This is a genomic window from Actinomadura sp. GTD37, from assembly GCF_041951365.1.
Taxonomy (GTDB): Bacteria; Actinomycetota; Actinomycetes; order Streptosporangiales; family Streptosporangiaceae; genus Spirillospora.
In genome coordinates this window covers 1,038,431-1,064,789 of record NZ_JBGNUS010000001.1, presented here as the reverse complement: position 1 = coordinate 1,064,789, position 26,359 = coordinate 1,038,431, and the positions used below count along the sequence as shown (strand labels likewise).

Here is a 26,359-nt window from a genome sequence, read left to right as displayed (position 1 = left end):
GCCGGGGACGCGCTTCCACCACCTGCCTCGTCCAGACCGGACGATGCCCGGAGGGCACCATGACGACCAAGACCGCGATGCTCCCCGTCCCCGGCGCCGAGCTGTACTACGAGGTCAGCGGGGACGGCCCGCTCCTGATCATCGGCCAGAGCGGCGAGGGCGACGCCCGGCGCAGCACCGAGATGATCGACCGGCTCGTCGATCGCTACACCGTCGCGACCTATGACCGGCGCGGGCTGTCGCGCACGAAGGCCGAAGACCCCGACGCCCCCGTTCCGCCCCGGACGCACGCCGAGGACCTGCACCACCTGCTCGCCGCCCTGACCGACGAGCCCGCGCTCATGCTCGGATGCAGCCTCGGGGCCCTCTACGGACTGCACCTGGCGGCGGCCCACCCCGGTCAACTCCGCGTCCTCATCGCCCATGACCCCGCCACGCCCGGCCTGCTGCCACCCGCCGACCGCGCCCGCATCGAACGCACGCTGACCGAGGTCGAGGCCACCGCCCGGAACGGCGGATGGCGCGCCGCCATCGCCATGGTCGCCGCCGCCACCGGCCTGGACCCCCGCAACATGAAGACCGAGTCCGGCGTCACCGCCGTCCCCATGACCGGGGATCGCGAGGCGAACATGACGTACTACCTGACCAACGACGTCGCAGGACTGCGCCGCGACACGCTCGGCGCCGCCGAGGTCACCGCCGCCGCCGCGAGGACGCGCATCATCCCCGCCGCCGGCGCGGACTCCAAGCGCGCCTGGAACCACCGATGCGCCGAAGAACTGGCCGCCGTCCTGGACGCACCGCTCGTCGAGTTCCCCGGCGGACACAACGGCAACACCGCCTTCCCCCGCGCCTTCGCCACCCGCGTCCACGAAGTCCTGTCCACACCATGACCAGACCACCCCAACCGCTCCCCCGACCCACCGCACGAACAGAACCCACCGACAACCTCAACCAGAAGCCCAGCCCCCGGAGCCCCAAACAGAACCCCACCCACCCGAAGACCCTCTCGCCAGAAATCCAGGCACAGGACAAGCCGCCGAAGACCCGTGAGGACCACCCCTGAAGACTCAGGCACAACGCCACCGCCGGAGCTCACGCAAAACCCCACCCGCCGAAGACTCAGGCAGCCCCCACCCCGGGCCTCGGGCCGAACGCCACCCACCACCGGCGGAACACCATCCGCCGCAACCTCAGCCAGACACAAGCCGCCAGAAACTCAAGGGCGCCACCCGCCGGAGGCTTAGATAGAGCGCAAGCCGCCCGGAACTCAGCGGAACCCACCCTGCCTCGGGACTCGATCGGAACACCACCCGTCGAAACCCCCGGCAAAACACCACCCGCCGGACTCAAGTAGAACGCGACCCACCGGAAACACAGGCAGAACGCCACCCACTCCGGAACTCGTGCGGAACGCCAGGCACCGGAGGGTCAGGCGAAACGTCGGCCACCGAACACTCGGGGGCGCGCCACCTGCCGGAGACTCCGGCAGAGCGTCGGCCGCCGAGGCTCGGGGGGGGCGCCAGCCGCCGGGGCTCGGGTCACCGTCTGCTCCCACTACTCGGCCGACCCGGTCCGCGACGGCTGGCGCGCTCACCTGGCGATCGGCGGCCTGCGCCCAGCCGAGAGCGCGGCGCCGGCCACCGCTCCTCTAGTTGAAGCCGAATGTGGACGGGAGTGGGCGGGGCGTGAAGAGCCCGGCGGGGACGGCATCGGCGAGGGCCTTGTAGCCGACCGGGTTCAGGTGCAGATGGTCGCCGACGTCGAGGGCGGGGAGCAGCCGGCCCGAAGCGGACGGATCACGTGCCGCGCGGTCGAAGTCGATGACCGCGTCGAAGCGGTGGCCGGTGCGGATCCAGGCGTTGACCGCCTGGCGGGCGCCTTCGCGGCGCCCGTCCGGGTCGTCGTACATGGTGTTGCCTCCGAACGGGGTGAGCGTCGCGCCGTACACCCGGATCCCTTGGGCGTGAGCGCGGACGATGATCTGGTCGTAGGCGGCGATCAGGTCGTCCGCGACGTGCTTCTGGGCAGAGGGCGTGGCTTCGGCGGTGCCGATGTCGTTGACGCCTTCGAAGACGACCAGCCATTGGACGCCGCTCTGGGCCAGCACATCGCGGTCGAGCCTGGCGAGCACGTTGGGTCCGAGCCCGTCGTTGAGGACGCGGTTGCCACCGGCGGCTTGGTTCACGATGGCGATGTCGGATGTGGACGGGTGGGATTGCAGCCGGTCCAGAAGCTGGTCCGGCCAGCGGTCGTTCTTGTTGGTGGTCGACCCACGGCCGTCGGTGAGGGAGTCGCCCAACATGACCGCCGCCGCAGTCTCGGGTTTGGCCCACACTTCAAGGCCGCTCAGGAAGTACCAGTGGTCGACGCGGGCCGCATCGGGCAGATCGGCGTCCGCGACATGGTCACCGGCCACCATGTAGGAGGTGGTCCTGGAGCCGGGGTGGGACGTGATGTCGGTCGATGCCTGGCCGTCCGCCAGATAGATCGTCACTGTCAGGACGGATCGGGGCGCCACCGGAAACTCCAGCGGGTCGGAGACCGTCTGCGCCCCGACCGGGACGACGGCGGACGTCCGGCCGTGGAAGGTCACGGAGCGGGACGTCTTCGGTTCGATGGAGCCGACGCCCGCCTGCCCGCCGGTCGGCAGCGCCACCGAGACCTTCGTGATGGGGAGCGCCGCGCCGCCGAACGCGTTGGAGAACCGCAACCGCAGGTTGCGGCCACCGACGGAGACGCGGACGGTCTGCCGCACGGTCGCGTCGTCGAAGACCTCGCCCTCCCGTGTGAAGGGCGGAGGGGGCATGTTCCCCGGCTCAGTCAACTGCGGCATCGACGCCCAGCTGTCGACCCAGTGGCCACCGATCCTCGGCGCGGCCGGGCCGCCGGCGGTGCGGGACGCACCCTCGGCCCCCGTGAACGACGCGGCGATGAGGGCCACCGCGAGCAGGAGGACCGCGACCAGCCGTCCGGCCGGGGGCATCGAGTTCACGTCCTGCGCGAGCGCGCCCGCTCTCTGGATCGGGCGTCGGGCGCGGACATGCGGATTACGTCTCACCACAGGTCTCCGATCGGACTCTGCGTACGAAGGCGAGTGGATTCGAAATGTTTCGGCGACTTTCGAATCCTCCGCCGAACGTACGCCGGGGTGATCAGGCAGTCAAGCATTGCGCTTGGGCACCCGGAGGCGGCGCAATTTCGGAATGCGTACTGGCTGGGACGACAATCCTCCTCCTCACACCGCGTCGACTGCTCAGGTGACCGCCATTGACCGAGACCTCAGGTCGGCGTACCTTGCCCGATAAGATTTCCGATATCTTTCGAAACAGTTGGCGATGAGCCGACGCACCGCCGGGTCTCGGAACCACTCACCGCCACACGCTTCGGGCATCGCCTCCTCCGCCCCTCCAGCCCCGTGGAGAGAAGATGATCAGAGCCCCGCGCTCGTCCGGCCCCTCGCGGCGCATGGTGACGTCATCAGCCGCGCCGCCCACCGCCGCCGAGGTCACGATGGCGCCGGCGGCCGGGCGCGCCTCCGTCACCGGTGAGCACTCCCATCACCGCTGCCCCAACGGGTACGTCGCACTCACCTACGACGACGGGCCGACCGCTGCGACGTTGCCGGCGCTGCTGGACCAACTGCGGGCCGCCGGCGCCCGGGCCACCTTCTTCATTCAGGGGAACAACGCCGAGGCCCGCCCCGACCTGGTCCGCGCCGAGCAGCGCGCCGGCATGTGGATCGGCAACCACACGGACACCCACCCGCACCTGCCCGACCTCGGAGAGCTCGCCGCCTTCAAGGAGATCCTCGGCACCCAGCGGACCCTGCGCCGGATCACCGGCCGGCCGCCCACCCTGTTCCGGCCGCCCTACGGCGAGACCAACGACCAGGTCAGAAGGGACGAAACCCGACTGAGACTCCTCGAAGTGCTGTGGACCGTCGACTCCCGGGACTGGGCCGGAGCGACCACCGACGAGATCGTGGCCGCCGCGCGCACGCTCCAGCCGGGCGGCATCATCCTGATGCACGACTGGGCGCAGGCATCCGTCGACGCGGTGCCGCGGATCGTCGGCGACCTCCGCGAACGCGGCCTGTGCCCCGGCCGGATCGCCTTCACCCCGAAGAAGGTCCCCTTCGGGGAGACCTACTTCCACGCGACCGCCGTGGCCCCCTGACGATTCCCGGGTGAACCAGGGCGCCGGACGCGGCCTCCGGGCATGCGGCGTGAGCGGCCGGTTCGGACTGGACGGCATGACTGAATCGCCTCCCTCGGTGGGCGGTCGGCCCGCCTCCCCCCATGGGCGGGCCGACCGGTTCCCATGGTCGGGGAGGGCGTGGAGGCGCGGAAGTAGAACGGGATTCTGTGGAAAACCCCGCGTCAGCGGGCCCAGTGGGTGGGGTCTCCGCCGCCGGCCCGGCGGGCGGCCAGGGCCCGGCGGGCAGTGCTCTCGACGATCGCGCGCGCCTCGCCCAGGTCGCGGTCGGTAGCGGCGACCTGCACCGGACCAGGGGGCGCGTCAATGTGGACGGTGGCCAGACCGAGCAGGCGCTGGAACGGGTTCACGGTGAGCCGGACGCTTTGCGCGCGCGCGTGGGCGATCACGTCGGTACGGCGGCAGGGCCAGCCGTGCCGGGCAACGAAGACCACGTCGTCCGTGCCGGCGCCGTCCGCGCGGTCGATCGCCACGGCCTTGGAGGACGCGGGGACGAGGCCGACGGCGTCGACCTGCGTCCCAGGGAAGACCTGCGAGACGAGGTGCATGGCGACATGGCGGGGCGCCACGGGAAGCAGGGTCGAGGAAAGTGCCTGGCGCTCACCGGCGTAACCGGCGACGGTGACCTCCACACGAGCCCAGCCCAGGCTCCGCCAGATCAGGGGTTCGACGATGCTGACCGCCTGGACGCGCCCCGGAGGAAGTGTCTGCATGCGGGTTTCCAGGAGCCCGTAGCGCAGGCGTATCCCGTCCGGTGACATCGCGACCGTGAAATTGGCGTACATCACCAGGGGTGCGACCACGGCGCGGATGAGCCCGAGCAGGACGGGAATGGTGACGGCCAGCATGCCGCCCTCCGCGTACATCACCAGGAAGATGAGGGACGCCAGGAAGAGCAGCGCCGTCCCGAGAACCGGCAGCCGCACAAGGAGGGACCCGATCAGCGCACCGAACGGGACACGCCACATGTGCCGTTCGGGTGCCTCCGGGGTGTGTCCGGGCAGCCCGGCGGCGCGCGCGAGGAGCTCCGCACGCAACTGCTGTGCGGAGTGGCGTCCCAGGTAGCGGAGGGCGATCTCGCTCTGCTCACCGCCGGCCAGCTCCACCCGGACTTCCGCCAGGGCGAACACCCTCGTCACCAAGGGACGGACGAGGTCGATGGCCTGAATACGCGAAAGCGGAATCCGGCGCTTGTTCTTACGGAGGATGCCGGTCTCGACGACGAGGTCGTCGTTGTCGATGCGAAAACGGAGTGCGAGCCAAGCCCAAAGCCCCGTCACGACCGCGATCAGCCCCATCGGGATGGTCACGATGATGAATCTGAGTATGACCTCAGGTGTGAGGGCCAGAGTGATGCCGTCATCCGTCTGGGTCAGCAGCAGAGGGAAGCCGAGCAGGACGAAGTAGATGATGAGGAAGATGAAGGCGCGCAGCGGGGCCGTTGCCCAGTGCAGCCTGTGCGTGCCCTCGGAGAAGCGGATCGGCGGACGGCGCCCAGGCGGCGGGGCGTAACCGTACGGAGGACGCGGCGGACCATACGGCGGGCCGGGCGGACCGGGCGGCCGAGGAGCCCCTGAAGGCCCGTACGGCGGCTGGGGGGGCGGCGGGCCGTAGGGCGGCCCCGGACGGCCGTGCGGACCGTATGGCCCTGGCCCCGGTCCCCCTGGCGGGCCGTAAGGTCCGGGGCCGGGTTGCCCTTGCGGACCGTATGGGCCGTAGGGGCCACTCATAGACCCATGCTCCGTTCCTCGCCCTTCTGGGCGAGACGGTCACGCAGCAACGCGGCCTCGGCGGTGGGCAGGCCCGGCAGGGTCGCGTCCGTGGCTGCGGCAGCGGTGTGCATACGGACGGTGGCGATCCCCATCCACCGTTCGAGAAGCCCTGCCGTGACGTCCACGAACTGCATCCGGCCATAGGGGACGACGATGAGGCGCTTGACGAACACGCCGTGCGTGACGATGAGATCGTCCGCGCGCTCGGCGTACCCGTAGGCCCTGCGGTCCAGTTCGGCGACCAGCCACGTCACGGCCGCCCCCAGGACGACGGCGACGACCCACATGGCGGCGGCTACCACGCCGCCGTTCCTCCACACGATGAACGCGCCCACACCACCGATGGGGATCGCCCAGAGAACGGCGGTGAGAAGCCTGTGCCAGGCATGCCGTTTGGAAATGGGGGCCCACTGGAGGCCACCGCCAGGCGCGAACGCCTGATCCGCCCGATAAACGGGCGGCGTCTGCTGCGGCCCCTGATGGGGCGCCTGCTGTGGCGGATAATGTGCCGGTGCCTGACCTGGCGGTTGACCGCCTGGGCCCGGGCCAGAGGGCACGGGCGGATGCGCCGCGCCCTGGGGTCCGGGCTGCGCGGCGGGCTCGTACGGCGGTTCGCCATGGCTCGCGTTCATTGCCCCCTAGTCAACCGGAAAACGAGTACCGCTCGCCATGGGACCATGAAGCGGTGACCGGAGCGGCGGAGGCGCGACCATGACCACCGAACGGATCGTCGGGATCGGTGCGGGCGCCAAGGAGCTCGCCACCGAGGACATGACCCTGAACATCGGCCCCCAGCACCCGTCCACGCACGGGGTGCTCCGGTTGAGGCTGACGCTGGACGGTGAACGCATCTCGGCTGCGGAGCCCATCGTCGGCTACATGCACCGGGGCGCGGAGAAGCTGTTCGAGGTCCGGGACTTCCGGCAGATCATCGTGCTGGCGAACCGGCACGACTGGCTGTCTGCGTTCTCCAGCGAGCTCGGCGTCGTCCTAGCCGTGGAACGCATGCTCGGCATGGAGGTGCCCGTCCGCGCCGTGTGGATGCGGACCCTCCTGGCCGAGCTGAACCGGGTCCTGAACCATCTGATGTTCCTCGGCTCGTACCCGCTGGAGATCGGCGCCATCACGCCGATCTTCTACGCGTTCCGTGAGCGGGAGACGTTGCAGCGGGTGATGGAGGAGATCTCCGGCGGACGCATGCACTACATGTTCAATCGGGTCGGCGGACTGAAGGACGAGCTTCCCGCCGGTTGGACGGCGCGCGCGCGGACCGCCGTCGCCGATGTCCGTTCCCGCATGGGCGACATCGACGACATCATCATGGGCAACGAGATCTTCCGCGCCCGCACGCGAGGCGTCGGTGCCCTCACCCGTGAACAGGTCCTCCAGTACGGGGTGTCAGGGCCCATCGCCAGAGCGTCCGGCGTGGACTTCGACCTCCGCCGGGACGAGCCGTACCTCGCCTACGGCGACCTGGACGTCCGCGTGGTCACCCGCACGGAGGGCGACTGCCTGGCCCGCTTCGAATGCCTCCTGGACCAGGTGCACGCATCCCTGGACCTCGCCGACGCCTGCCTGGACCGCCTCGCCGAACTCCCGCCGGGCCCGATCAACCAGCGGCTGCCGAAGGTTCTCAAGGTCCCGGAGGGCCACACCTACGCCTGGACGGAGAACCCGCTGGGCATCAACGGCTACTACCTGGTGTCGCGTGGTGAGAAGACCCCGTGGCGGATGAAACTGCGGTCCGCGTCCTTCAACAACATCCAGGTCCTCACGGAGCTGCTGCCGGGCAACCTGGTCGCCGACATGATCGCCATCCTCGGCTCGATGTTCTTCGTCGTCGGCGACATCGACAAATGACCCCGTCCCAGGGCGGGCGGGCCTCCCGCACGTCCTGGAACGGGGGCCGTCCCTAGGCGCGGGAGGCCCTGCGGTCGCGCTCCTCTTCGTCCGGGTCCTTGGGCACGCGGCACGCGTACTCCAGGAAGAACGCCGCGGCCACCAGGACCACGGCCGCCAGGAACGTCGCGCCGCTGACGAAGAAGTCGTGCCGGGGGGTCGGCTTGTCGAGCTGGGACGCGAGGTTGGCGGCGAACCCGCCGAACACGCCCGCGATGACGGCGGCGGCGTGCGCGCTGGCCTTGCCGAGGGCGGCCAGCCGCGCCACCGCCATCGGCTCGATCGGCTTCGGCGCCCTCCGGCCGGCCTCCGGCACCCGGTTCTTCTCCGGCTTGCGGCGGATGCGGCGCAGCACGTTCCAGCCGCTGAAGCCCTCGCCGAGGGCGAGCAGCAGCATCGTCGGCACCGCCGTCCACGGCAGCGGCGGCAACGAGACGTAGGCCGAACGCAGCACCGCCCAGGTGATCACTGCGACGACGACCACCAGGGCGACGAGGAACAGCGGACGGGACGGTTTCATGCAGGCTGCTGCAGGGACAGGTCCTCCCGCCGGCGAACGGCCGACGGGCCACCCTCGGACTGTTTTGCCTGGGCCAGGTCACCGACGCGGCCGTGTCCGGCCAGGAGCACGTCCGGCTCGATGTCGGCCCACGGGACGAGCACGAACGCGCGCTCGTGCGCGCGCGGGTGCGGGAGCGTCAGATCGGGGTCGTCGGACGAGACGTCGCCGAACACGACGATGTCGATGTCCAGGGTGCGCGGCCCCCAGCGGACCTCGCGTTCCCTGCGCATGGAGTTCTCGATGTTGAGGACGCGTTCGAGCAGATTCTCCGGTGGCAGCCGCGTGTCGGCCACCAGCACGACGTTGAGGAAGTCCCCCTGCTCCGGGAGGCTCTCCCCGGGCGGGGCGTAGGGCGCGGTCTCGTAGACCGGGGAGAACGCCACGAAGTTCAGCCCCGGCGCGTCGAACAGCGCGTCGACCGCCTCCTGGATGTTGTCCATCCGGTCCCCGAGGTTGCTGCCGATCGAGAAGACGACACGGTGCTGGACCAGCATGTGCCCGCCGGTGGCGGTGCGGTCGGGCATGCGGTCGGACGCTGTCATGGGCGACTCCTCCTGATCTTCACGGCGATGTCCGTGAAGGGGTGCGGCACGGGGGCGCTCGGCTTGTGGACGGTGATCTCCACCTCGGACACCGCCCTATCTTCCAGACATATAGTCGCCAGCCGGTCGGCAAGCGTTTCGATGAGGTTGACGGGCTCGCCCTCGACGACCGCTACCAGCCGGCCGGCGAGCGTCCCATAGTCGACGGTACGCGAGAGGTCGTCCCCGGCGGCGGCGGGGCGGGTGTCGAGTCCGAGGACGGCGTCCACCACGAACTCTTGGCCCAGCTCACGCTCGGCGGGCAGGCATCCGTGCCGTCCCCGCGCCCGGAGGCCGCGCAGTTCGATGCGGTCGAGACTCATTCTTCCTCTGCATCCACGACATTGAGGACGGGTGAACCATGGTGGAGCAGGAGCCGCCACTCCCCACCCGTCCGTACGAACACGTTCGTCGCGACGATGCTTCCTCCGGCGAGGAATCCCGCCTCAGTGTCCTCATCGGCGGTGAGGACGTTCTCCTTGCACGTCACCACGGCGTGATCGCCGTACACGTCCGTCTCGACGTCGGTCAGCACGAACTGGATGTAGGGCGTGTTGGCCATGATGAGCGCCCAGGACCGCAGTACCTCATCACGTCCGCGCAGCATCGTCCAGCCCGGATGCACGCAGGAGACGCCGGAGGCGAACGTGCCGTCCGCCCACACCGCCGACATCCGGTCGAAGTCGCCGGCCTCGAACGCGGCGTAGAACTCGGCGTGGACCTCGTCCACATCGGCGCGGTTCACGGCACGGCTCATCGGCGGTGTCCCCCTTGCTGGGCGCGACCGTCCGCCGCGGCCGGTTCTGAGGTTTCGTCATCGGACGGACGGGCTGCGCTGATCGCGGCCGCCACGCGCACCGCGTCCGCGTTGGGACGGACACGGTGGACCCGCACGCACCACGCCCCGGCCACCGCCGCCAACGACGTGGTGGCCACAGTGGCGTCATCGCATTCGGCGAACGCGCGAGGCGTCCCGTCGGGGGCGGCTAGCAACTTGGTGAGGAAGCTCTTGCGTGACGCACCGACCAGCACCGGATATCCGGTCGCGGTCAGCGCGTCGAGCCGGGCCAGGAGCGCCCAGTTGTGGCCCGCCTTCGGGCTCTTGGCGAAGCCCAGCCCGGGGTCGAGCACGATCATCGACGGGTCGACGCCCTCCCGCAGGACGGCATCGACCCTCCGCAGGAGCTCGTCGCGCACTTCGCCGACGACATCCGCGTAGACGGCACGGGTCTGCATGTCGTGACTGTGGCCGCGCCAATGCATCACCACGTAGGGGACACCGGCGGCGGCGACCGCCCGTGGCATGTCCGGGTCGGCCAGGCCGCCGCTGACATCGTTCACCAGGCGGGCGCCGACGCTTACCGCGGCCGCCGCGACCTCCGCGCGCATGGTGTCAACGCTGACCGGGACGTTCTCGGCGCTCAGCGCCTCTATGACGGGCACCACCCGGCGCATTTCCTCGTCATGTGACACGCGCTGCGCGCCCGGCCGAGTGGACTCGCCGCCCACGTCCACGATGTCGGCGCCCTCCGCGACGAGGTCCAGCCCGTGGCGGATGGCCTTCTCGGGATCGAACCAGGCCCCGCCGTCCGAAAAGGAGTCCGGGGTCACGTTGACCACGCCCATGACGAGGCACCGCCCTGGCGCGGGCAGCCCCGGGACTACGGCATTGGTCATGTCACCCAACCCTATGCCTTGGAGTCGCGATCACGGCGCGGCGCCTCCGCCGCCCGATCACGTCCGCCCCTGTCCCTCCCGAAGCAGCAGAACGGGCCTCAGCGCGACGCTGAGGCCCGTTCAGGCGGTTCAGAAATCCGAGTGCGGACCGGCGGTCAGTAGCGGCCCAGGATCAGGCTCATCGCCTCGGACCGCGTCTCGGCATGATCGCGGAAGTCGCCGCGCACCGCCGACGTCACCGTCTTGGCGCCCGGCTTCCGCACCCCGCGCATCGTCATGCACAGATGCTCGGCCTCGATCACGACGATCGCCCCGCGCGGCTCCAGCACGCTCATCATCGCGTCCGCGACCTGGCTCGTCAGGCGCTCCTGCACCTGCGGCCGGCGGGCGTACACGTCCACCAGCCGGGCCAGCTTCGACAAACCGGTGATCTGGCCCTTCTTGTTGGGCGTGTACCCCACGTGGGCCACCCCGTGAAAGGGCACCAGGTGGTGCTCGCAGACCGAGTAGACCTCGATGTCCTTCACCAGGACCATCTCTTCATGGTCGGCGTCGAACACCGTGGTGAGCGCGTCCTCCGGCGTCTGCCTGAGGCCCGCGAACTGTTCGGCGTACGCCCGCGCCACCCGCGCCGGGGTGTCACGCAGCCCGTTACGGTCCGGGTCCTCCCCGATGCCGATCAGGATCTCGCGCACTGCCTTCTCGATGCGCTCGTGATCGAAATGCCCGCCGTGCAGGGTCTCGCCCGGCGGGTCATTCTCGATCGGCGCCTCGTCGTACGGAATCGCCAAGACGGTCAGCTCTCACCCTGGGCCGGGTCGACCGCCTCGGAGGTGGCGCCGCCCTGGCCGTTGTTCTTGGTCAGGTCGGTGACGTCCTGCGGGCCGAGCAGGGCCAGCTCCTTGGGCGACAGCACCGGCGGACGGTCGGACGGGAGACGCTTGCCATAGCCGGTGTAGGAGCTCTGGTGCGGCCGCTTCTGGATCGGCGCGAAGATCTCCAGCACCATGTCCTTCGACAGGGTCTCCTTCTCCATCAGGTTGACCACGAGCTCGTCCAGGACGTCCCGGTACTCGACCAGGATCTCCCACGCGGTGTCGTGGGCCGCCTCGATGTAGCGGCGGACCTCGTCGTCGATCGCGGACGCTATGTCCTCGGAGTAGTCACGCTCGTGCCCCATGTCGCGGCCCAGGAAGACCTCGCCCTGGCCGGAGCCGAACTTGCGCGCGCCCAGCCGCTCGCTCATGCCGTACTCGGTCACCATGTTGCGGGCGATCGAGCTGGCCTTCTCGATGTCGTTGGCCGCGCCCGTGGTCGGCTCGTGGAACACGAGTTCCTCGGCGGTACGTCCGCCCAGGAGCATCGCGAGCTGATCGTTCATCTCGGAGCGCGTGGTGAGGAACTTGTCCTCCATCGGGAGGGTCATGGTGTAGCCCAGGGCCCGTCCACGCGGAAGGATCGTCACCTTGTGCACGGGGTCGGAGTTCGGCAGCGCGTGCGCCACCAGAGCGTGCCCGCCCTCGTGGTAGGCGATGATCTTCTTTTCCTTCTCCGACATCACCCGGGTCTTGCGCTCCGGCCCGGCCATGACGCGGTCGATGGACTCCTCCAGGGTGTCCATGTCGATCAGCTTGCGGTCGAAGCGGGCCGTGAGCAGCGCCGCCTCGTTGATGACGTTGGCCAGGTCGGCGCCGGTGAAGCCCGGAGTCCGGCGCGCGATGATGTCGAGGTCGACGTCCTGCGCGAACGGCTTGCCGCGGCCGTGCACCCGGAGGATGCCCTTGCGGCCCTCCAGGTCGGGGCGGTCCACGGTGACCTGGCGGTCGAACCGGCCGGGACGCAGGAGCGCCGGGTCCAGGATGTCGGGACGGTTCGTCGCGGCGATCAGGATCACGCCGCCCTTGACGTCGAAGCCGTCCATCTCGACCAGCAGCTGGTTGAGGGTCTGCTCGCGCTCGTCGTGCCCGCCGCCGAGCCCCGCGCCGCGGTGCCGGCCGACGGCGTCGATCTCGTCGATGAAGATGATCGAGGGGGCGTTGGTCTTGGCCTGCTCGAAGAGGTCGCGGACGCGGGACGCGCCCACACCGACGAACATCTCCACGAAGTCCGATCCGGAGATCGAGTAGAACGGCACGCCGGCCTCGCCGGCCACGGCGCGCGCCAGCAGCGTCTTGCCCGTGCCGGGCGGGCCGTACAGGAGCACGCCCTTCGGGATCTTGGCGCCGATGGACTGGAACTTCGCCGGGTTCTGCAGGAAGTCCTTGATCTCTTCCAGTTCCTCCAGGGCCTCGTCGGCCCCGGCCACGTCGGCGAACGTGGTCTTCGGGGTGTCCTTGGTGATGAGCTTGGCCTTGGACTTGCCGAAGTTCATCACGCGCGAGCCGCCGCCCTGCATCTGGTTCATGATGAACAAGAAGATCAGCACGATGACCACGATCGGCAGCAGGCTGAACAGCAGGTTCAGGAAGAAGCTCTGCTTGGGGACATCAACGTTGTAACCGCCTGGCAGTTTGCCCGCGTCGGCCTGCTTCTGCAGCTGCTGCTGCAACTGGATCCCCTGGCCGTCCACCCAGGACGCCTGCTGGCGCTTGTCGTTCTTGAGGGTGAGCTCGATCCGCTGGTCCTTGTCAACAATCTTGGCCGACTTCACCTGGCCCGTGTTGATCTCCTGGACCACCTTGGAGGTGTCCACCTTCTCGAACGAACGGCCGGGGTTGACGCCCCACATGACGAGGGCGACCAAGATGCCGAACAGCAGGATCCACAGCAGCGGCCCGCGAAAATAGCGCTTCACGTCCATTTATCCGGTTACCCCTACGGGGCCCGTCCCTCCTGACCAACGTCTGTGTGCGATCCTCGCCCGTCCCGGGGGGACGAACGCCACTGCGACCAAAATGCGTCCAACGAAAGGCCCGTCGCACGGGGTTTCGGACCCACCGTGGCGGCTTCCCTCATATGGCTCCCCGAACCCAGGGTCCGGGACACCGACGGTACACCGCAGGCGCAGGAGACGCAGCCGACGCTGTTCTCCCGCATCCCTTCCATATACCCGTCAACGATCCTTGCAACGATTCGTCACGGTCCCTTGTTCCCCAGGCCGTCCCCCGGCCTGTGCGAGCGCCTGTGGCCGGGACGTCCCCGTCGCGGACGGAACGACGTCCGCCCGGGCGCGATCGGGCCGCTCCAGGGCGGTCAGGCCCCGTCGCCGCCGTAGACGTGCGGGGCGAGCGTGCCGACGAACGGCAGGTTCCGGTACTTCTCCGCATAGTCGAGCCCATACCCGATGACGAACTCGTTAGGGATGTCGAACCCGATGTACTTCACGTCGATGTCGGTCTTGACCGCCTCCGGCTTGCGCAGCAGCGCGCAGATCTCAAGTGAGGCGGGCCCACGCGAGCGCAGGTTGCTCACCAGCCACGACAGGGTCAGGCCGGAGTCGACGATGTCCTCCACGATCAGGACGTGCCGGTCGATGATGTCGGTGTCGAGGTCCTTGAGGATGCGCACGACGCCCGAGGACTTCGTCCCAGAGCCGTAGGACGACACCGCCATCCAGTCCATCGAGGCGGGCGAGTGCAGCGCCCGCGCGAGGTCCGCCATGATCATGACGGCGCCCTTGAGGACCCCGACGAGCAGCAGGTCCTTGCCCGCGTAGTCGGCGTCGATCTGCTCGGCGAGCTCCCGCACCTTGGCCTGCAGGTCGCTCTCGGGGATCAGTACCTTCGCCAGGTCGGCGCCCAGGTCCTTCTCGTCCACAAACCCACCCTCATCGCTCAGTTCTCGCCCGTCCGGTGGGACGGACGCAGGACGGACACCGCCGCACGCGCCGTGTAAGCGGTACGCGCGCCGGACGCGCCGTGTGACGGTTCGCACACGCCACGAGGTCAAACCGGGCCGAACAGCAGCTTCCCATACCGCCGGACGGCGCATAGCCCTCCGGGCAGATCCACGTGCCGCTGGCCGTGCCAGGCCGTGACCAGCCGGTCCACCGCATCGACATGAACCGCCGCGAGCGTACCCGGTGGGCTGCCGGCCTTCACCGCGGCCATCCGCAAGACCCGCGTGCGGACGGCTCTGGGCAGGTTCCCGAGCCCGTCCAGCCGTACGGCCGCGTTGTAGCCCTCCTCCGCGGCCTCCAGGTCGGCGTAGGCGCGGGCGGCGATGTCGTCCAAGGCGTCGGCATCATCACGAAGCATCCTGGCCGTCCGCGCCAACGCTTCGGCCACCCCAGGGCCAAGGGTCTTCTCCAGGGCGGGGAGAGCTTCGTGCCGTACGCGCACGCGCGCGTAGGCCGGATCAACGTTGTGGGGGTCGTCCCAGGGTTCCAGGCCCATCGCCGCGCAGGCTCTGCGCATTGTGGCGCGATCGAGCCCCAGCAGGGGCCTCAGATAGAGGACGTCCCGCCGCCGGAACTCGGAGGGCATGCCGGACAGCGAACGGGTGCCCGAGCCACGCGCCAAGCCCAGCAGCACTGTCTCGGCCTGGTCGTCCCGGGTGTGACCGAGGAGGACGGCTACGGCCTCCAGTCGCCGTGCCGCCTCACTGAGCGCCGTGTAGCGGGCATCGCGGGCGGCGTTCTCAGGGCCTCCCGGCCCATCGACGGTGACCGCGACGGATCCCGTCGGGTCCAGCCCGAGGCCGGCCATGGTTCGGACGACGGCGTCGGCACGCTCGCCCGAACCGTCTTGCAGCCCGTGGTCGATCGTGACGCCGGCGGCGGAGCGTCCCGCCCTGGGCGCCTCGAAGGCGAGCGCGGCGGCGAGCGCCAGAGAGTCGGCACCGCCACTGCAGGCGGCCAGAATCATCCCGCCCTGCGGCAGATCGGCTAGTACCCCACGCACCGCGAGGCGTACCGCCGCCACTGCCGGATCAGGCCCCATGGGAAACGTCTACCACCACTGGGCGCCGTACGGGCGGCCAGCCTGGCGCGGCCTCCACCGGCCCTGGGAGCCGCTCAGGCTTCGTTGGCCGTGGGCGGTGTGTCGATGGCCTTAGGGCCGACCACCCGGCCGATCCACTGCGCGGGCTCCTTGATCTCGTCGTGCGTGGGCAGTGTCTCCGGCGACTGCCAGACCTGGTTGAAGCCGCTCATGCCCACTTCGGCGACGACGCGCCGCACGAACCGCGACCCCTCCGCGTACTGCTTCATCTTGAGGTCGATGCCAAGGAGGCGCCGGATCGTCTTGTCGAGCTTGGTGCCGCCCTCACGCCGCCCCTGGAAGCGGGACCTGATCTGCTGGACGGACGGCACGACCTCCGGGCCGACCGCGTCCATCACGTAGTCGCCGTGCCCCTCGACCAGGGTCATCACCGCGGTCAGCCGATCGAGGATCTCGCGCTGTTCCGGGCTCTGGATCGCGTCGATGAGGTTGGCGTCACCGCCGCGCACCGCGTCCGCCACGGCCTCGGCCGCATCCCGGATGCGGTCCAGCATCGCGCCCGGGTCGAGGTCCGATGCGAGCAGGAACTTGGTCATCTGGTCCTGGACGTACTCACGCAGCCAGGGCACGCCCGTGAACTGGGCACGGTGCGTCTCCTCGTGGAGGCACACCCAAAGGCGGAAGTCACGCGACTCCACACCCAGCTCTTGCTCGACATGGACGATGTTGGGCGCGACCAATGTCAGCCGCCCGGTCGCGGCGCGTCCCGTCGGGTCCGGAGGCAGGAACAGCTCGTACTGCCCGAGAACGCGGCTGGACATGTAGGCCAGGATCGCGCCGACCTGCATGCCCGTCACGCGGGAGCCGACCGCCTGGACGACCACGTTCCCCGCACCGCCCAGCGGGCCGGGGCCACGCTGCTCGGTCATCTGCTCGATGAGGGGCTCCAGCACCACCCGGAAACCGTCCACGTTGGCGCGGATCCAGCCGGGCCTGTCCACGATCGTCGCCGGGTCCGGGTCGAGCTCGGACGCCATACCGGTGAAGTCCCGCACGTGCCCGTGAGCGGTCTTCGACAGTTCGCGCAGCTCCTTCACGACGTCACGGGCCTCGTCATAGCTGATCTGGGGCCCGGGCCTGACGAGCCGGGTCCCGGCCTGTACGGCCACGTTCCAGTCGATCATTGAGGCGCTCATGTGCTCCACCGTACGTTTCGGAGACGGCGCCGAGGCGCCCCTACTGGGTCGTTCAACGAACAACTGTTCTGGTTATCTCCCGTACGGCCCGGCCCACACGCGCTAGCCGCACCCGCAGCCGGCGACCGTCGCCGCGAGCTGGTCGAGCTTGCCGGGATCGACCGGCCCCTTCCCGTCCCCCGCCATGAAGGCGAACGCGAGCAGCCGTCCGTCGGCGTCGTAGGCGAGGCCGGCCAGCGTGCTGACGCCCGCCAAGGTGCCGGTCTTGGCGCGGACCGTCCCCGCGCCGGCCCGGCTGGCGCCGGCGGTGTAGCGCGGCGGGCTCAGCGTCCCCGAGAAGCCCGCGATGGGCAGCCCGGTGATGACCGCCCGCAACTCCGGGTGCTTGTCACCCGCGGCGAGCGAGACGATGCGGGCGAGCGCGAGCGGCGAGATCCGGTTGCGCGGCGACAACCCGCTTCCGTCGTTGACCGCCACGCCTTCCGCCACACCGAGCTTTGCGAGAACCTGCCGGACGGCCTGCGCCGCCTCCGCGAACGTCGCCGGACGGCCCAGCTTGATGGCGACCTGCCGGGCCACCGCCTCGGCGACGTCGTTGTCGCTGTCGGTCAGCAGATGCTCCACCAGCGCGGACATCGGCGGTGACTGGACGGCGCCCAGCCGTTCCGCGCCTTTCTGCGCCGCCGTCCGGCGCCCGGCCTTCGCCTTGACGCCCTCCTTGGACAGCAAGCGCGCGAACTGGCTCGCCGCAGAGGCGGGCGGGTCCGAGACCCGGGCCTTCTTGGTCGGGTCCGACGGGGAGACACGTCCTTCGTCGACGGTCAGTGCGCTGACGGGGGCGACCTCACCGTCCGGCAGGTAATTGGGCTTCCACCCAGCCGCGATAGGAGGCCCCTGGTACGCGGACACGTCGTAGTCCACCCGCACCTGGCTCACACCGGTCGCCTTCAGGGTGGCTGCCGTCTGACGGGCCAGCTCCGAAAGCGACGCATAGGGCGGATGTCCGGCCCCCGGACGCGAGGCCAGGGCGGTCAAGGTAGGATCCCCGCCTCCGACCAGTACGATTCCGCCGCCGGTACCGCGCACGACCTGAGTGGTGATCCGGTGCGCGGGTCCGACGGAGGCCAGCGCCGCCAACGACGTCGCCAGTTTCGTCGTCGAGGCGGGGGTGGCGGGCCGGTCGGCGTGCAACTCGTACAGAGGCCGCCGCGTCCCGGCGTCGATCACCACCGCGTTGATCTTCGCCTTCGGGCCGCCGACCAGCGCCGACAGCCGTCCCGCCAGGACGGACGGGTTCGGCGCGCGGCCCGATCCGGGGACGGCGGGGACCACGGCCGAGGACGCCTGGACGCGCACCACGTCCCGCGCCGCCACGCTCGGCGGCTGCGGGGACAGATGCCGCTCGGGTGTGAGTTTCACCACTGCCAGCCCTGCGGCGGCAGTGAAAACGTTGAGGAGGGACAGCGACAGGATCACGAGGGCCCGGCTCCGTCCAGGCACGTGACCGACCCTCTCCCACTCAGCACTCACCAACGTGCGACATCCTTATACGAGGGAACACTCACCCCTGTGGGGCCGGCCTCACCCACAGGCTCCCGGAAGACTATTCACTGCGAGCGCGCAGGGAGCGGAGGACATCTTGGATTTCGACGTCACCATTGAGATCCCGAAGGGGCAGCGGAACAAGTACGAGGTGGACCACGAGACCGGACGCATCCGGCTCGACCGCATGCTGTTCACCTCGACGCAGTACCCCGCCGACTACGGCTTCATCGAGAACACCCTAGGGGAGGACGGCGACCCCCTGGACGCACTCGTCCTGCTGCAGGAGCCGACCTTCCCCGGCTGCCTCATCCGCTGCCGCGCGGTGGGCATGTTCCGGATGACCGACGAAGCCGGTGGTGACGACAAGGTCCTGTGCGTCCCCGCCACCGACCCCCGTATGGAGCACCTCCGCGACATCCACCACGTAGCCGAGTTCGACCGCCTGGAGATCCAGCACTTCTTCGAGGTCTACAAGGACCTCGAACCCGGCAAGTCCGTCGAGGGCGCAAGCTGGGTGGGACGCGTCGAGGCCGAAGTGGAGATCGAGCGTTCCCGCAAGCGCGCCGCCGACCAGGGCGGCCACTGAGCGCCGTCCGGGCCTGCTGACCGGCTGACCGGCCGGGCCGTGGCCGGGGCCGGGGCAGGGCGTCGCGGACGGTGCGATCCGCTCCCGCCGCCCCCGCGACACGACCGACGATGAACCCTCCCGTGCGTAACGCCGCGCGGGAGGGTTCTCGCCGTCCATGCGGAGGTACGGGTCATCCCGAGGGACGGGTCGCGCCCACCAGGTCACTCCGGTGGATGCTCGATATGCGCACCCTGGCTCCCGTATAGGGCGCCTCGACCATCCGGCCGTCGCCGATGTAGACGCCGACGTGGTGGATGGTGTTCGGGTCGGACGTGTCCGCGGCGAAGAAGACGAGGTCGCCTGGGCGGAGTGCGCTGCTGGGGATGTGGGGGCCGGACGTCCATTGCGTACCGGTCCAGTGGTCGAGCCGTACCCCGGCCTTGTCCCATGCGTACATCGCCAGACCCGAGCAGTCGAAGCCGACGGTGCCCGCGCCTTGGGCGACGCCGCGGCTGGGTCCGAACACGTTGCCTCCACCCCATGAGTACGGGGTGCCGAGCCACTTGAGCGCCGCCCGCGCAGCGACGGCACCGCGCGCGGCGGACGAGGCCAGCCCAGTGGCAGGAGATCTGGAGCCGGCGAGGGCGGAACGGACCTTGCGCGCTTCGGCCTTCTCCCTGGCTCTCTCCCGCGCGCGCTTGACGCGAGCGGCATGGGCCCGAGCGCTGCCAAGCCGATGCTCCAGGCGCCGCTTCTCAGCCTCGATACGTTGGACGGACTCCTGCTGCCTGGCCACCGCCTCCTGTGCGAGCCGTTTGGCCTCGTCGGCACGTCGGGTCGCTGCTTCCTGCTCTTCCAGCGCGGTCTCGGCCTGGCGGCGGAAGACGTCGGCGACGGTCTTGGCCGCCTCGACGCGCTGGACCATGGCGGTCCGCCGCTTGGCGAGCATCTCGACCATGCCGGCACGGTCCATGAATGCCTGCGGTCCGCCATCGCCGACGAGCGCCGACGAGATCTGGTCGTAGCCGGTGCTGTCCCGGTAGACCTGCGCGGCGAACACCGCCAGCTCTCTCCTGCTCTCCTCCACCCTCCAGTACGCCGCGCTGAGGCGCCCTTGGGTGTCCCTGTACGCCTGTTGCGAGCGCTGCAGTTTCACCTGCTCGCCGTTGTAGCGCTCTATGGCCGCCTCCGCGGCGACGGCGAGCCTGTCGAGTTCGCTGTCGGCCAGGACGAGCTTGGCCTTCGTCCGGCCGACTTCGGCCGCCCGCTCCTTGACTTGGCGTTCGCTCCGGTCGACGTCCTGCGCGCTGGGGCCGGGATCAGCGGACGGCCGGGCGGACGCGGCCGGCACCAGCAGGCTCATCCCGATCGCGAGGCCGGAGGTGAGGGCGACCAGCCGCAACGTCGTGCTCCGCGCGGGGGACGGGATCGCGCGGCGGTGGCCGGTCTCTGCTGCGCCAGGTGCCATGAGCACGTCCTCCCCCGGAGATCTACTGCTTAGCGCAAACGATCATCTACGGAGAGTAGTTGACTCAGGCAATGGCGGGTACATCCCGCCGTTCCCTGCCGGCAGCTCAGCGCTGAGGAGGTCCCGTCAAGCGGTGGAGGTCGTGCTCACGTCCGGCGTGGTGGTCTCGGAGGACCGTCCTGTCGAAGACGATGTCGGCTCCGGCGGGCCGCCAGAGGGCGAGGTGGGTGCGGGGGTCGGTGTCGGCGAAGGCGCCGGTTGCGTGGTCCCTGGCCGTTGGGTCTCGGTTGGTGTCGGTGGAGTCGGCGCGGGCGAAGGGGTGCCCGGACGGTGGGTGTCGGGCGGCGCAGTGGGGCTTGCCGGACCGGAACCTGTCGGCGTTGGCGACGGACCCGTTGCCGGAGGCGCATCTTGCCGCCAGGTGACGTGCACCTGGGTGGCACCCGGCTGGAAGGTGATGATGCCGGCCCCTTGCGCGTCCGGCCGTCGCGAGACGTGGACGCGCACGGTGGTGGTCTGCCCGGCCTGAAGACGTCCGGAAGACGGCTCTACCCGTACGGGCCCCTGAGCCTTCGCCTGCCAGGCGACCGATCCGCCTTCTGCGTGCAGTTCCATGGAGCCGTCCGAACCGCCGGCCAGGTCGAGGTAGAGCGGTGAAACGGTGAGGGCGCCACTAGCCTCTGTCGGCTCGGCCCCTGAGACGGGGACAGGCGGCGGTGTGGGCATGGCGGTCGGCGGCGCGGATGAGGCGCGCGCTCCGAACGGGAACGTGGCCGACACGGGAACGATGTCGCGGGGCCCCGGGCCATCGGGACGCGGCGCGGACGGCCGCCGTTCCTCCGGTGTCTGCGAAATCCCCGGCATCGCCGTCGGGTGCCCCTCGGCGGCCCTTCCGGCGGGGCCCGGGACGGCGCCCACGAAACCGTAGATCGAGGCGACCCCGCCGCCGGACAGGAGCGCCACCACCGTGAGCACCATGGCGGCCCGTACCGCCTGTGCACCGATACCGGCGTCATGCGTTGCGGGAGGCGGCTTGCGGAAGCGCCTGAACCGCGAGCCTCCACCGCCCCGGCGACGAACCTGCCGCCGCCCCGCGGCGTCCTGGACGGGGAAGCCGTCCGACGTGAAGTCCGTGACCCGGGTGGCCACGAAGAGCCTGTAGCCGACCAGTTCGGGGTCCAGGAAGCAGCTCATGACGCGCAGCCGTAGCTCCGCCGGTGGGAGGGCGTCAGGCAGCAGCCCGTACACCTTCTTCGCCGACACGGTCCGGGGACGGAACGCTCCGCAGACCGAGCATGCCCGTGCGTGCTCCGTCAGCCGCGTGCTCAGGTCGTGGTCGGGCTCCCCGCACCGTTCCCGCAGCAGGAGCGCGCGCTCGGCGCAACCGTATGGGCCTTGTTGCGCGAGTACCTCCGCCGTCAGCGCTTGCTCTAGTTCGCCGTGCGCGATGTCCAGTGCCGTCTGGGCCTCCCGCGGCGACAAGCCGAACACGACGGCCAGGTCGGACACCGGCAGCCGGTGCCTGATCCCCAGTTCCAGGAGCTCCCGGGTGACCGGGCGCAACGCCAGCACCGCCTGCCAAGCCGTGATGCGCTGGTCGACGTCGTCCTGGTCGTGGCTGGCCACAGGGACGTCCGGAGCCGTGTTCCGAACCGGCAGGCGCCGTGCGCACTCCAGCCTGGCGAGGGCATAGAGCCAGGTACCGAACCGGTCGGGGTCGCGCAGCTCGCCTATGTGCGCCTCGGCCACGATGAACGTGTCGCGCAGGGCGACCTGCGCGGTGTCACGACATCGCAGCTGGAACCAGCAGTACGCATAGAGCCGGTGGGCATGGGCGTCGTACACCGCGGCCATGGCGCAGGGGTCGCGCTCGCGTAGCGCCTCGACCAGGAGATGGTCGTTCATACCAGGAAAGGTAAAGGCTCTCGGCGCTCTTTACTGGCCAATTCAGAGGATCCAACTCCTATACCGAACACCATTCTTGCGCTTTCTGGGTAACTCTGATGGAGAGTCGCATTTAGGCGTTTTGGGTGATTTGACCGTCATACTGCAAGTATCGCACGCTTGGTCTGACCAGGCCGTCGTCCCGATGAGCGATCTTGTCGCTACGCAGAGCGAAGGACATCAATTGAGCCCCTCATCGAGGGCGGCAATTCCCGCCTTCGGCGGAAGCCGCCGTTCAACGGCCGCCGCTGTGATCGCGAACTGTGGGCCGGACAGGAGTGCCGGACTTGGTCGTCATGGCCAGCGGAATCACTCTCGGTCGCACGGCCATTCGCAGTCGATCATGATTTTGGGTTGACACTGTCACGATGACAGTGTCATCATCGGTGCCATGGACGTGACCTGGACGATCGGCGAATTGGCGGAACGCGCCGCCGCCGCCCTCGCGGCGGACGGAGCCGCGCAGGTCAGCGGGCGGGTGCGCGACCTCCCCAACGCTCGGCTGATCCGCTGGTACACCACGATCGGCCTGGTCGACCCGCCCCTCGGCCGCCGCGGCCGCACCGCCCTGTACGGTCCCCGCCACCTCCTGCAACTCGTCGCGGTGAAACGCCGCCAGGCCGAGGGCCGCTCGATCGCGGAGATCCAACTCGAACTCGCCGCCGCCCCCGGCGAGACCCTCGCCCGGATAGCCGCCCTCCCCGGCGGCCCACCGCACCACGCGATCTCCCCAGCCGCCCCACCCGTTCCCCTGGCCGGCCCGTCCGAGCCGCGGGCAGACCGTCCAGCCGGGGCGGTCGGCACCCCGGCTGCCTCGGCACAGCAACCGCCCGACTCGACGGCGCGCGTGGCCGGCGCGGCACGCGCATCGATCGGCCGTCCGGGCGACACGACCCGGAACGTGAGCGACCCGGCAGGCGGGTCGGCTGACGGGGCGGGTGCGCCCGCCGGAGACATCAGCCAGGAGGAGCGCGCAGCTTCCGCGGGCGGGGGCGCCCCCGGTGGTCCGGCGGACACCTCGGGTCGAGAGAGGTCCGGCGCCCCGGCAGGCGGATCAGCGGGCTCGGCAGAAGCGGGCACGGCAGATCCGGGTGCGCCGGCCGCCGCTCTCATGGGCACGTCCGCGAGCCCGGAGGGAGGAGGAGTCGGCGACAGGGGCGCCTTCTGGGCCACCCGACCCGATGTGTCGTACGACCGGGCAGACGTCTCCGCCGATTACGGCAGGCCGCTGCCTCCCGTCGTCCAAGGGGTCCGCTTGGCGCCCGGCCTGACCCTCCTGCTGGACGGACCCGCCCTCAGCGGCGACGACCTCGCCGCGATCGACTCCGCCGCACGCCCGCTGCTCGACGAGCTGCATCGGCGCGGCCTTCTCGTCCCCGCCGCCGGCCCCGCGTTTCCGCCCGAAGCCCACTCCCGGAGGTCCCAGTGACCGTGCGCATCCTTCCGCTACCCGAGACCGAACCCCCGGCGTCCGACCGCGGGCTCGGCGCACTCAACACCGACAAGGGCAACCTGCCGCTCGACACCGTCGAGGCGCACGCCTCGATCACCGGTCTCGCAGCGGGCATCGAGGTGGTCCAGGGCTTCCGCAACCCGTTCGACATGCCGCTTGAGGCCACCTACATCTTCCCCCTGCCCGACCGCGCCGCCGTGACCGCGCTCCGCATGGAGGCCGCGGACCGGGTCATCGAAGGGACGCTGAAAGAGCGCGGCCGGGCACGGCAGGACTACGACCAGGCCATCGCCGCGGGCCGGCGCGCCGCGATCGCCGAGGAAGACCGCCCGGACGTGTTCAGCATGCGGGTCGGCAACATCCTGCCCGGCGAACGGGTGACCATCAGGCTGAAGCTCGACCAGCCCCTGCCGCACGAGTCGGCTTCCAGCGCGACGTTCCGCTTCCCGCTCGTGGTCGCCCCCCGCTACATCCCGGGCGCCCCCGTGGACGGCGACCGCGCCGGTCCCGGGGTCGCGGACGATACCGGCGCCGTTCCGGACGCGTCCCGGATCAGTCCGCCCGTCCTCCTGCCCGGTTTCCCCAATCCGGTGCGCCTGGCCATCACCGCCGACATCGACCCGGCCGGGCTGCCGCTGACCCGGATACGGTCCGCGCTGCACGTGGTGAGCGAAGAGGGTGACGGCGACCGCACCACCGTGCGCCTGCAACCGGGCGAGCGCCTCGACCGCGACTTCATCCTGCGCCTCGACTTCGCCCCGCACGAGACCGCAGCCCTCTCCCTGATCCCCGACGAGCCCCCGGCAACTCCGCCGGTTTCGGGTCACTCTCCAGCAGCCGCGCCGGCCCCCGGCGAGACCGCGACGATTTCGTCGGTCTCGGGGGATGTCGAGGGGGAGGGGACATTCAATCTGACCGTGCTGCCGGCCGGCGACGCCGTGCCGAGGCCGCGGGACGTGGTTCTCGTTCTCGACCGGTCCGGCAGCATGCGCGGCTGGAAGATGGTCGCCGCCCGCCGCGCCGCCGCCCGCATCGTCGACACGCTCCGCGGCGAGGACCGGTTCGCCGTTCTGTCCTTCGACAGCGTCATCGAGCGTCCGCGCGATCTCGGCGCCGACCTCGTCCACGGCACCGACCGGAACCGCTTCCGCGCCGTCGAGCACTTGGCGACGCTGGACGCGCGAGGCGGCACGGAGATGCTCGCCCCGCTCGACGAGGGCTGCCGCCTGCTGGCCGACTCCGCGCGCGACCGGGTTCTCGTCCTCATCACCGACGGGCAGGTCGGCAACGAGGACCAACTCCTCGCCCACCTCGAACCGCGGCTCCGGGGCGTCCGCGTCCACACCGTCGGCATCGACCAGGCCGTCAACGCCGGCTTCCTGAACCGGCTCGCCTCCATCGGCCGGGGGCGCTGCGAACTCGTCGAATCCGAGGACCGCCTCGACGAGGCGATGGAGAGCATCCACCACCGGATCGCCGCCCCGCTCGCCACCGGCCTCACCCTGCACGCCGAAGGCCTGGAGATCGTCCCGGACTCGGTGGCCCCGGCCCGCCTGGGCGCACTGTTCCCCGGTGTGCCCCTGGTGATCGCCGGCCGGTTCCGCGGTTCGCCGTCCGGCACGCTCTCCGTCCGGGGCACCGCAGCCGACGGGACGGCCTGGGAGCAGCGCGCGACCGGCACCGTCTCCGCCGTCTCCGCCGCCGCGTCCATCTGGGCCCGCGCGCACCTGCGCGACCTCGAAGACCGTTACACGGTCGGCGGCCCCGGCGACCTGGAACAACGCATCGTCCAGACTTCGCTCCGGTTCGGCGTCCTGTGCCGCTTCACCGCGTTCGTGGCCGTGGACAGCAGGGTGGTGACCGACGGAGAAACCCCGCACCAGGTCGTCCAGCCGGTCGAAACACCCCGGGGCTGGGAGGCCACGGCGGCGATGCCGAGGGCGGCGCGGGCCGTCTTCGCGGACGTGGCGGACGCCTTCGCGGCCCCGCCGGCGCCGGGCGGAGCGCCCCCGGCGCCAGCGGCAGCGCCGCCGGGTGCCGCCCCGTCGCCTTACGGCGGCCCACCGCCCAGCGCACCGAGCCGCACCTTCGCAAGAGCCGCCGGGCGAGGCGCCGTTAAGCGCCCGGTCCCCCCCGACTCCGGCATCGCCGGTTTCAAGCGGGAACTGGTCGATGTCCTCGGCCGCCTCCGCCAAGTCCCCGACGACCAGCGCGCCCACAACCTGGTGGGGGAACTCCTCCCCATCCTGGAGTCGATCGTCCAGCGCATGGAGGCCGAGTCCCTTGATGCCACTCCCCTGGCAGCCCTCCGCGACGACCTGCGCCGCCTCCACTCCACGGCGGACAAGTCCAGCATCGACGACCAGTGGACCCGGGCCCTCCAGATCCTCGCCGACTTCACAGAGGAGCCCCAATCCCGCCGCCCCTTCTGGAAGAAACGTCCGCTGTAACCACGCCACCAGACGCCCCGGGCCTCCGAACGCGCACACGGGCGGCCTCCTCACGAGGCCGCCCCGGGGCCTGGACGATCCAGAGCGACCCCTGGATGATCTAGGGCCGGACGCCCAGCGCCTTGAGGACAGCGGAGAGCCGTCCA

22 protein-coding genes are annotated in these 26,359 nt (G+C 70.3%); 6 read left to right on the top strand and 16 right to left on the bottom strand.

The features are described 5' to 3' along the window. The first annotated feature begins 59 nt into the window (after window positions 1–59). Window positions 60–893 carry an alpha/beta fold hydrolase gene (locus ACA511_RS05165; RefSeq protein WP_375022882.1) on the top strand — a complete coding sequence of 278 codons (834 nt, stop codon included), beginning with the start codon at window positions 60–62 and terminating at the stop codon, window positions 891–893. Between the two features lie 758 nt (window positions 894–1,651). Here the strand turns inward: ACA511_RS05165 and ACA511_RS05160 are convergent. Further along, window positions 1,652–3,061 (bottom strand): SGNH/GDSL hydrolase family protein, encoded by a 1,410-nt coding sequence (locus ACA511_RS05160; RefSeq protein ID WP_375022881.1) that lies wholly within the window; start codon window positions 3,059–3,061, stop codon window positions 1,652–1,654. A gap of 368 nt (window positions 3,062–3,429) precedes the next feature. Between ACA511_RS05160 and ACA511_RS05155 the strand changes: the two genes are divergently transcribed. Then, window positions 3,430–4,179 carry a polysaccharide deacetylase family protein gene (locus ACA511_RS05155; protein WP_375022880.1) on the top strand — a complete coding sequence of 250 codons (750 nt, stop codon included), beginning with the start codon at window positions 3,430–3,432 and terminating at the stop codon, window positions 4,177–4,179. A gap of 203 nt (window positions 4,180–4,382) precedes the next feature. Here the strand turns inward: ACA511_RS05155 and ACA511_RS05150 are convergent, their stop codons facing one another. Both ACA511_RS05150 and ACA511_RS05145 read right to left on the bottom strand, forming a co-directional pair. After that, on the bottom strand, window positions 4,383–5,528 hold the full coding sequence (locus ACA511_RS05150) for a PH domain-containing protein (RefSeq protein WP_375022879.1): 1,146 nt from the start codon (window positions 5,526–5,528) through the stop codon (window positions 4,383–4,385). 416 nt (window positions 5,529–5,944) lie between these two features. After that, window positions 5,945–6,325 carry a PH domain-containing protein gene (locus tag ACA511_RS05145; RefSeq protein ID WP_375022878.1) on the bottom strand — a complete coding sequence of 127 codons (381 nt, stop codon included), beginning with the start codon at window positions 6,323–6,325 and terminating at the stop codon, window positions 5,945–5,947. 376 nt (window positions 6,326–6,701) lie between these two features. Here ACA511_RS05145 and ACA511_RS05140 point away from each other — a divergent pair, with 376 nt between their 5' ends. Further along, entirely contained in the window at window positions 6,702–7,850 is a 1,149-nt protein-coding gene (locus ACA511_RS05140) for an NADH-quinone oxidoreductase subunit D (protein WP_375022877.1), read from the top strand. Between the two features lie 52 nt (window positions 7,851–7,902). On the opposite strand, the gene ACA511_RS05135 is transcribed toward ACA511_RS05140, so the two are convergent. The 11 genes from ACA511_RS05135 to dacB form a co-directional block, all read right to left on the bottom strand. Next, the gene (locus tag ACA511_RS05135) at window positions 7,903–8,409 is read right to left on the bottom strand and encodes a DUF3180 domain-containing protein (RefSeq protein ID WP_375022876.1); all 507 of its coding nucleotides are present in this window, start codon (window positions 8,407–8,409) and stop codon (window positions 7,903–7,905) included. Then, window positions 8,406–8,993 (bottom strand): 2-amino-4-hydroxy-6-hydroxymethyldihydropteridine diphosphokinase, encoded by a 588-nt coding sequence (folK, locus tag ACA511_RS05130; protein ID WP_375022874.1) that lies wholly within the window; start codon window positions 8,991–8,993, stop codon window positions 8,406–8,408. The genes ACA511_RS05135 and folK overlap by 4 nt, the downstream gene beginning before the upstream one ends. Beyond that, window positions 8,990–9,355 (bottom strand): dihydroneopterin aldolase, encoded by a 366-nt coding sequence (gene folB, locus ACA511_RS05125; RefSeq protein ID WP_375022872.1) that lies wholly within the window; start codon window positions 9,353–9,355, stop codon window positions 8,990–8,992. Before folB ends, folK begins: the two co-directional genes overlap by 4 nt. After that, window positions 9,352–9,789: a nuclear transport factor 2 family protein gene (locus ACA511_RS05120; protein ID WP_375022871.1), complete on the bottom strand. Its 438-nt coding sequence runs from the start codon at window positions 9,787–9,789 to the stop codon at window positions 9,352–9,354. Before ACA511_RS05120 ends, folB begins: the two co-directional genes overlap by 4 nt. After that, window positions 9,786–10,658 carry a dihydropteroate synthase gene (gene folP / locus ACA511_RS05115; protein ID WP_375022870.1) on the bottom strand — a complete coding sequence of 291 codons (873 nt, stop codon included), beginning with the start codon at window positions 10,656–10,658 and terminating at the stop codon, window positions 9,786–9,788. Before folP ends, ACA511_RS05120 begins: the two co-directional genes overlap by 4 nt. Before the next feature lie 206 nt (window positions 10,659–10,864). Beyond that, window positions 10,865–11,473, bottom strand: coding sequence for a GTP cyclohydrolase I FolE (gene folE, locus ACA511_RS05110; RefSeq protein ID WP_375024683.1), 609 nt, complete (start codon window positions 11,471–11,473; stop codon window positions 10,865–10,867). A gap of 32 nt (window positions 11,474–11,505) precedes the next feature. Continuing rightward, window positions 11,506–13,509, bottom strand: a complete 2,004-nt coding sequence (gene ftsH / locus ACA511_RS05105; protein WP_375022869.1) for an ATP-dependent zinc metalloprotease FtsH — start codon at window positions 13,507–13,509, stop codon at window positions 11,506–11,508. Window positions 13,510–13,901: 392 nt separating this feature from the next. Beyond that, on the bottom strand, window positions 13,902–14,465 hold the full coding sequence (gene hpt / locus ACA511_RS05100) for a hypoxanthine phosphoribosyltransferase (protein ID WP_375022868.1): 564 nt from the start codon (window positions 14,463–14,465) through the stop codon (window positions 13,902–13,904). A 128-nt stretch (window positions 14,466–14,593) separates the two neighbouring features. Next, a complete protein-coding gene (gene tilS, locus ACA511_RS05095; protein ID WP_375022867.1) occupies window positions 14,594–15,589 on the bottom strand; it encodes a tRNA lysidine(34) synthetase TilS in 996 nt (331 codons plus the stop codon). A gap of 74 nt (window positions 15,590–15,663) precedes the next feature. After that, complete coding sequence (locus tag ACA511_RS05090) at window positions 15,664–16,773, bottom strand: zinc-dependent metalloprotease (RefSeq protein ID WP_375024682.1); 1,110 nt, start codon at window positions 16,771–16,773, stop codon at window positions 15,664–15,666. Between the two features lie 114 nt (window positions 16,774–16,887). Continuing rightward, window positions 16,888–18,285 (bottom strand): D-alanyl-D-alanine carboxypeptidase/D-alanyl-D-alanine-endopeptidase, encoded by a 1,398-nt coding sequence (gene dacB / locus ACA511_RS05085; protein WP_375022866.1) that lies wholly within the window; start codon window positions 18,283–18,285, stop codon window positions 16,888–16,890. Between the two features lie 139 nt (window positions 18,286–18,424). Between dacB and ACA511_RS05080 the strand changes: the two genes are divergently transcribed. Continuing rightward, the gene (locus ACA511_RS05080; protein WP_375022865.1) at window positions 18,425–18,916 is read left to right on the top strand and encodes an inorganic diphosphatase; all 492 of its coding nucleotides are present in this window, start codon (window positions 18,425–18,427) and stop codon (window positions 18,914–18,916) included. 172 nt (window positions 18,917–19,088) lie between these two features. Here the strand turns inward: ACA511_RS05080 and ACA511_RS05075 are convergent, their stop codons facing one another. Both ACA511_RS05075 and ACA511_RS05070 read right to left on the bottom strand, forming a co-directional pair. Continuing rightward, a complete protein-coding gene (locus ACA511_RS05075; protein WP_375022864.1) occupies window positions 19,089–20,300 on the bottom strand; it encodes an NlpC/P60 family protein in 1,212 nt (403 codons plus the stop codon). Window positions 20,301–20,492: 192 nt separating this feature from the next. Next, entirely contained in the window at window positions 20,493–22,271 is a 1,779-nt protein-coding gene (locus ACA511_RS05070) for an RNA polymerase sigma factor (RefSeq protein WP_375022863.1), read from the bottom strand. A gap of 430 nt (window positions 22,272–22,701) precedes the next feature. Between ACA511_RS05070 and ACA511_RS05065 the strand changes: the two genes are divergently transcribed. After that, window positions 22,702–23,739: a MerR family transcriptional regulator gene (locus ACA511_RS05065; protein ID WP_375022862.1), complete on the top strand. Its 1,038-nt coding sequence runs from the start codon at window positions 22,702–22,704 to the stop codon at window positions 23,737–23,739. Beyond that, window positions 23,736–26,213, top strand: a complete 2,478-nt coding sequence (locus ACA511_RS05060; RefSeq protein WP_375022861.1) for a VIT domain-containing protein — start codon at window positions 23,736–23,738, stop codon at window positions 26,211–26,213. Before ACA511_RS05065 ends, ACA511_RS05060 begins: the two co-directional genes overlap by 4 nt. Window positions 26,214–26,359 lie beyond the last annotated feature (146 nt).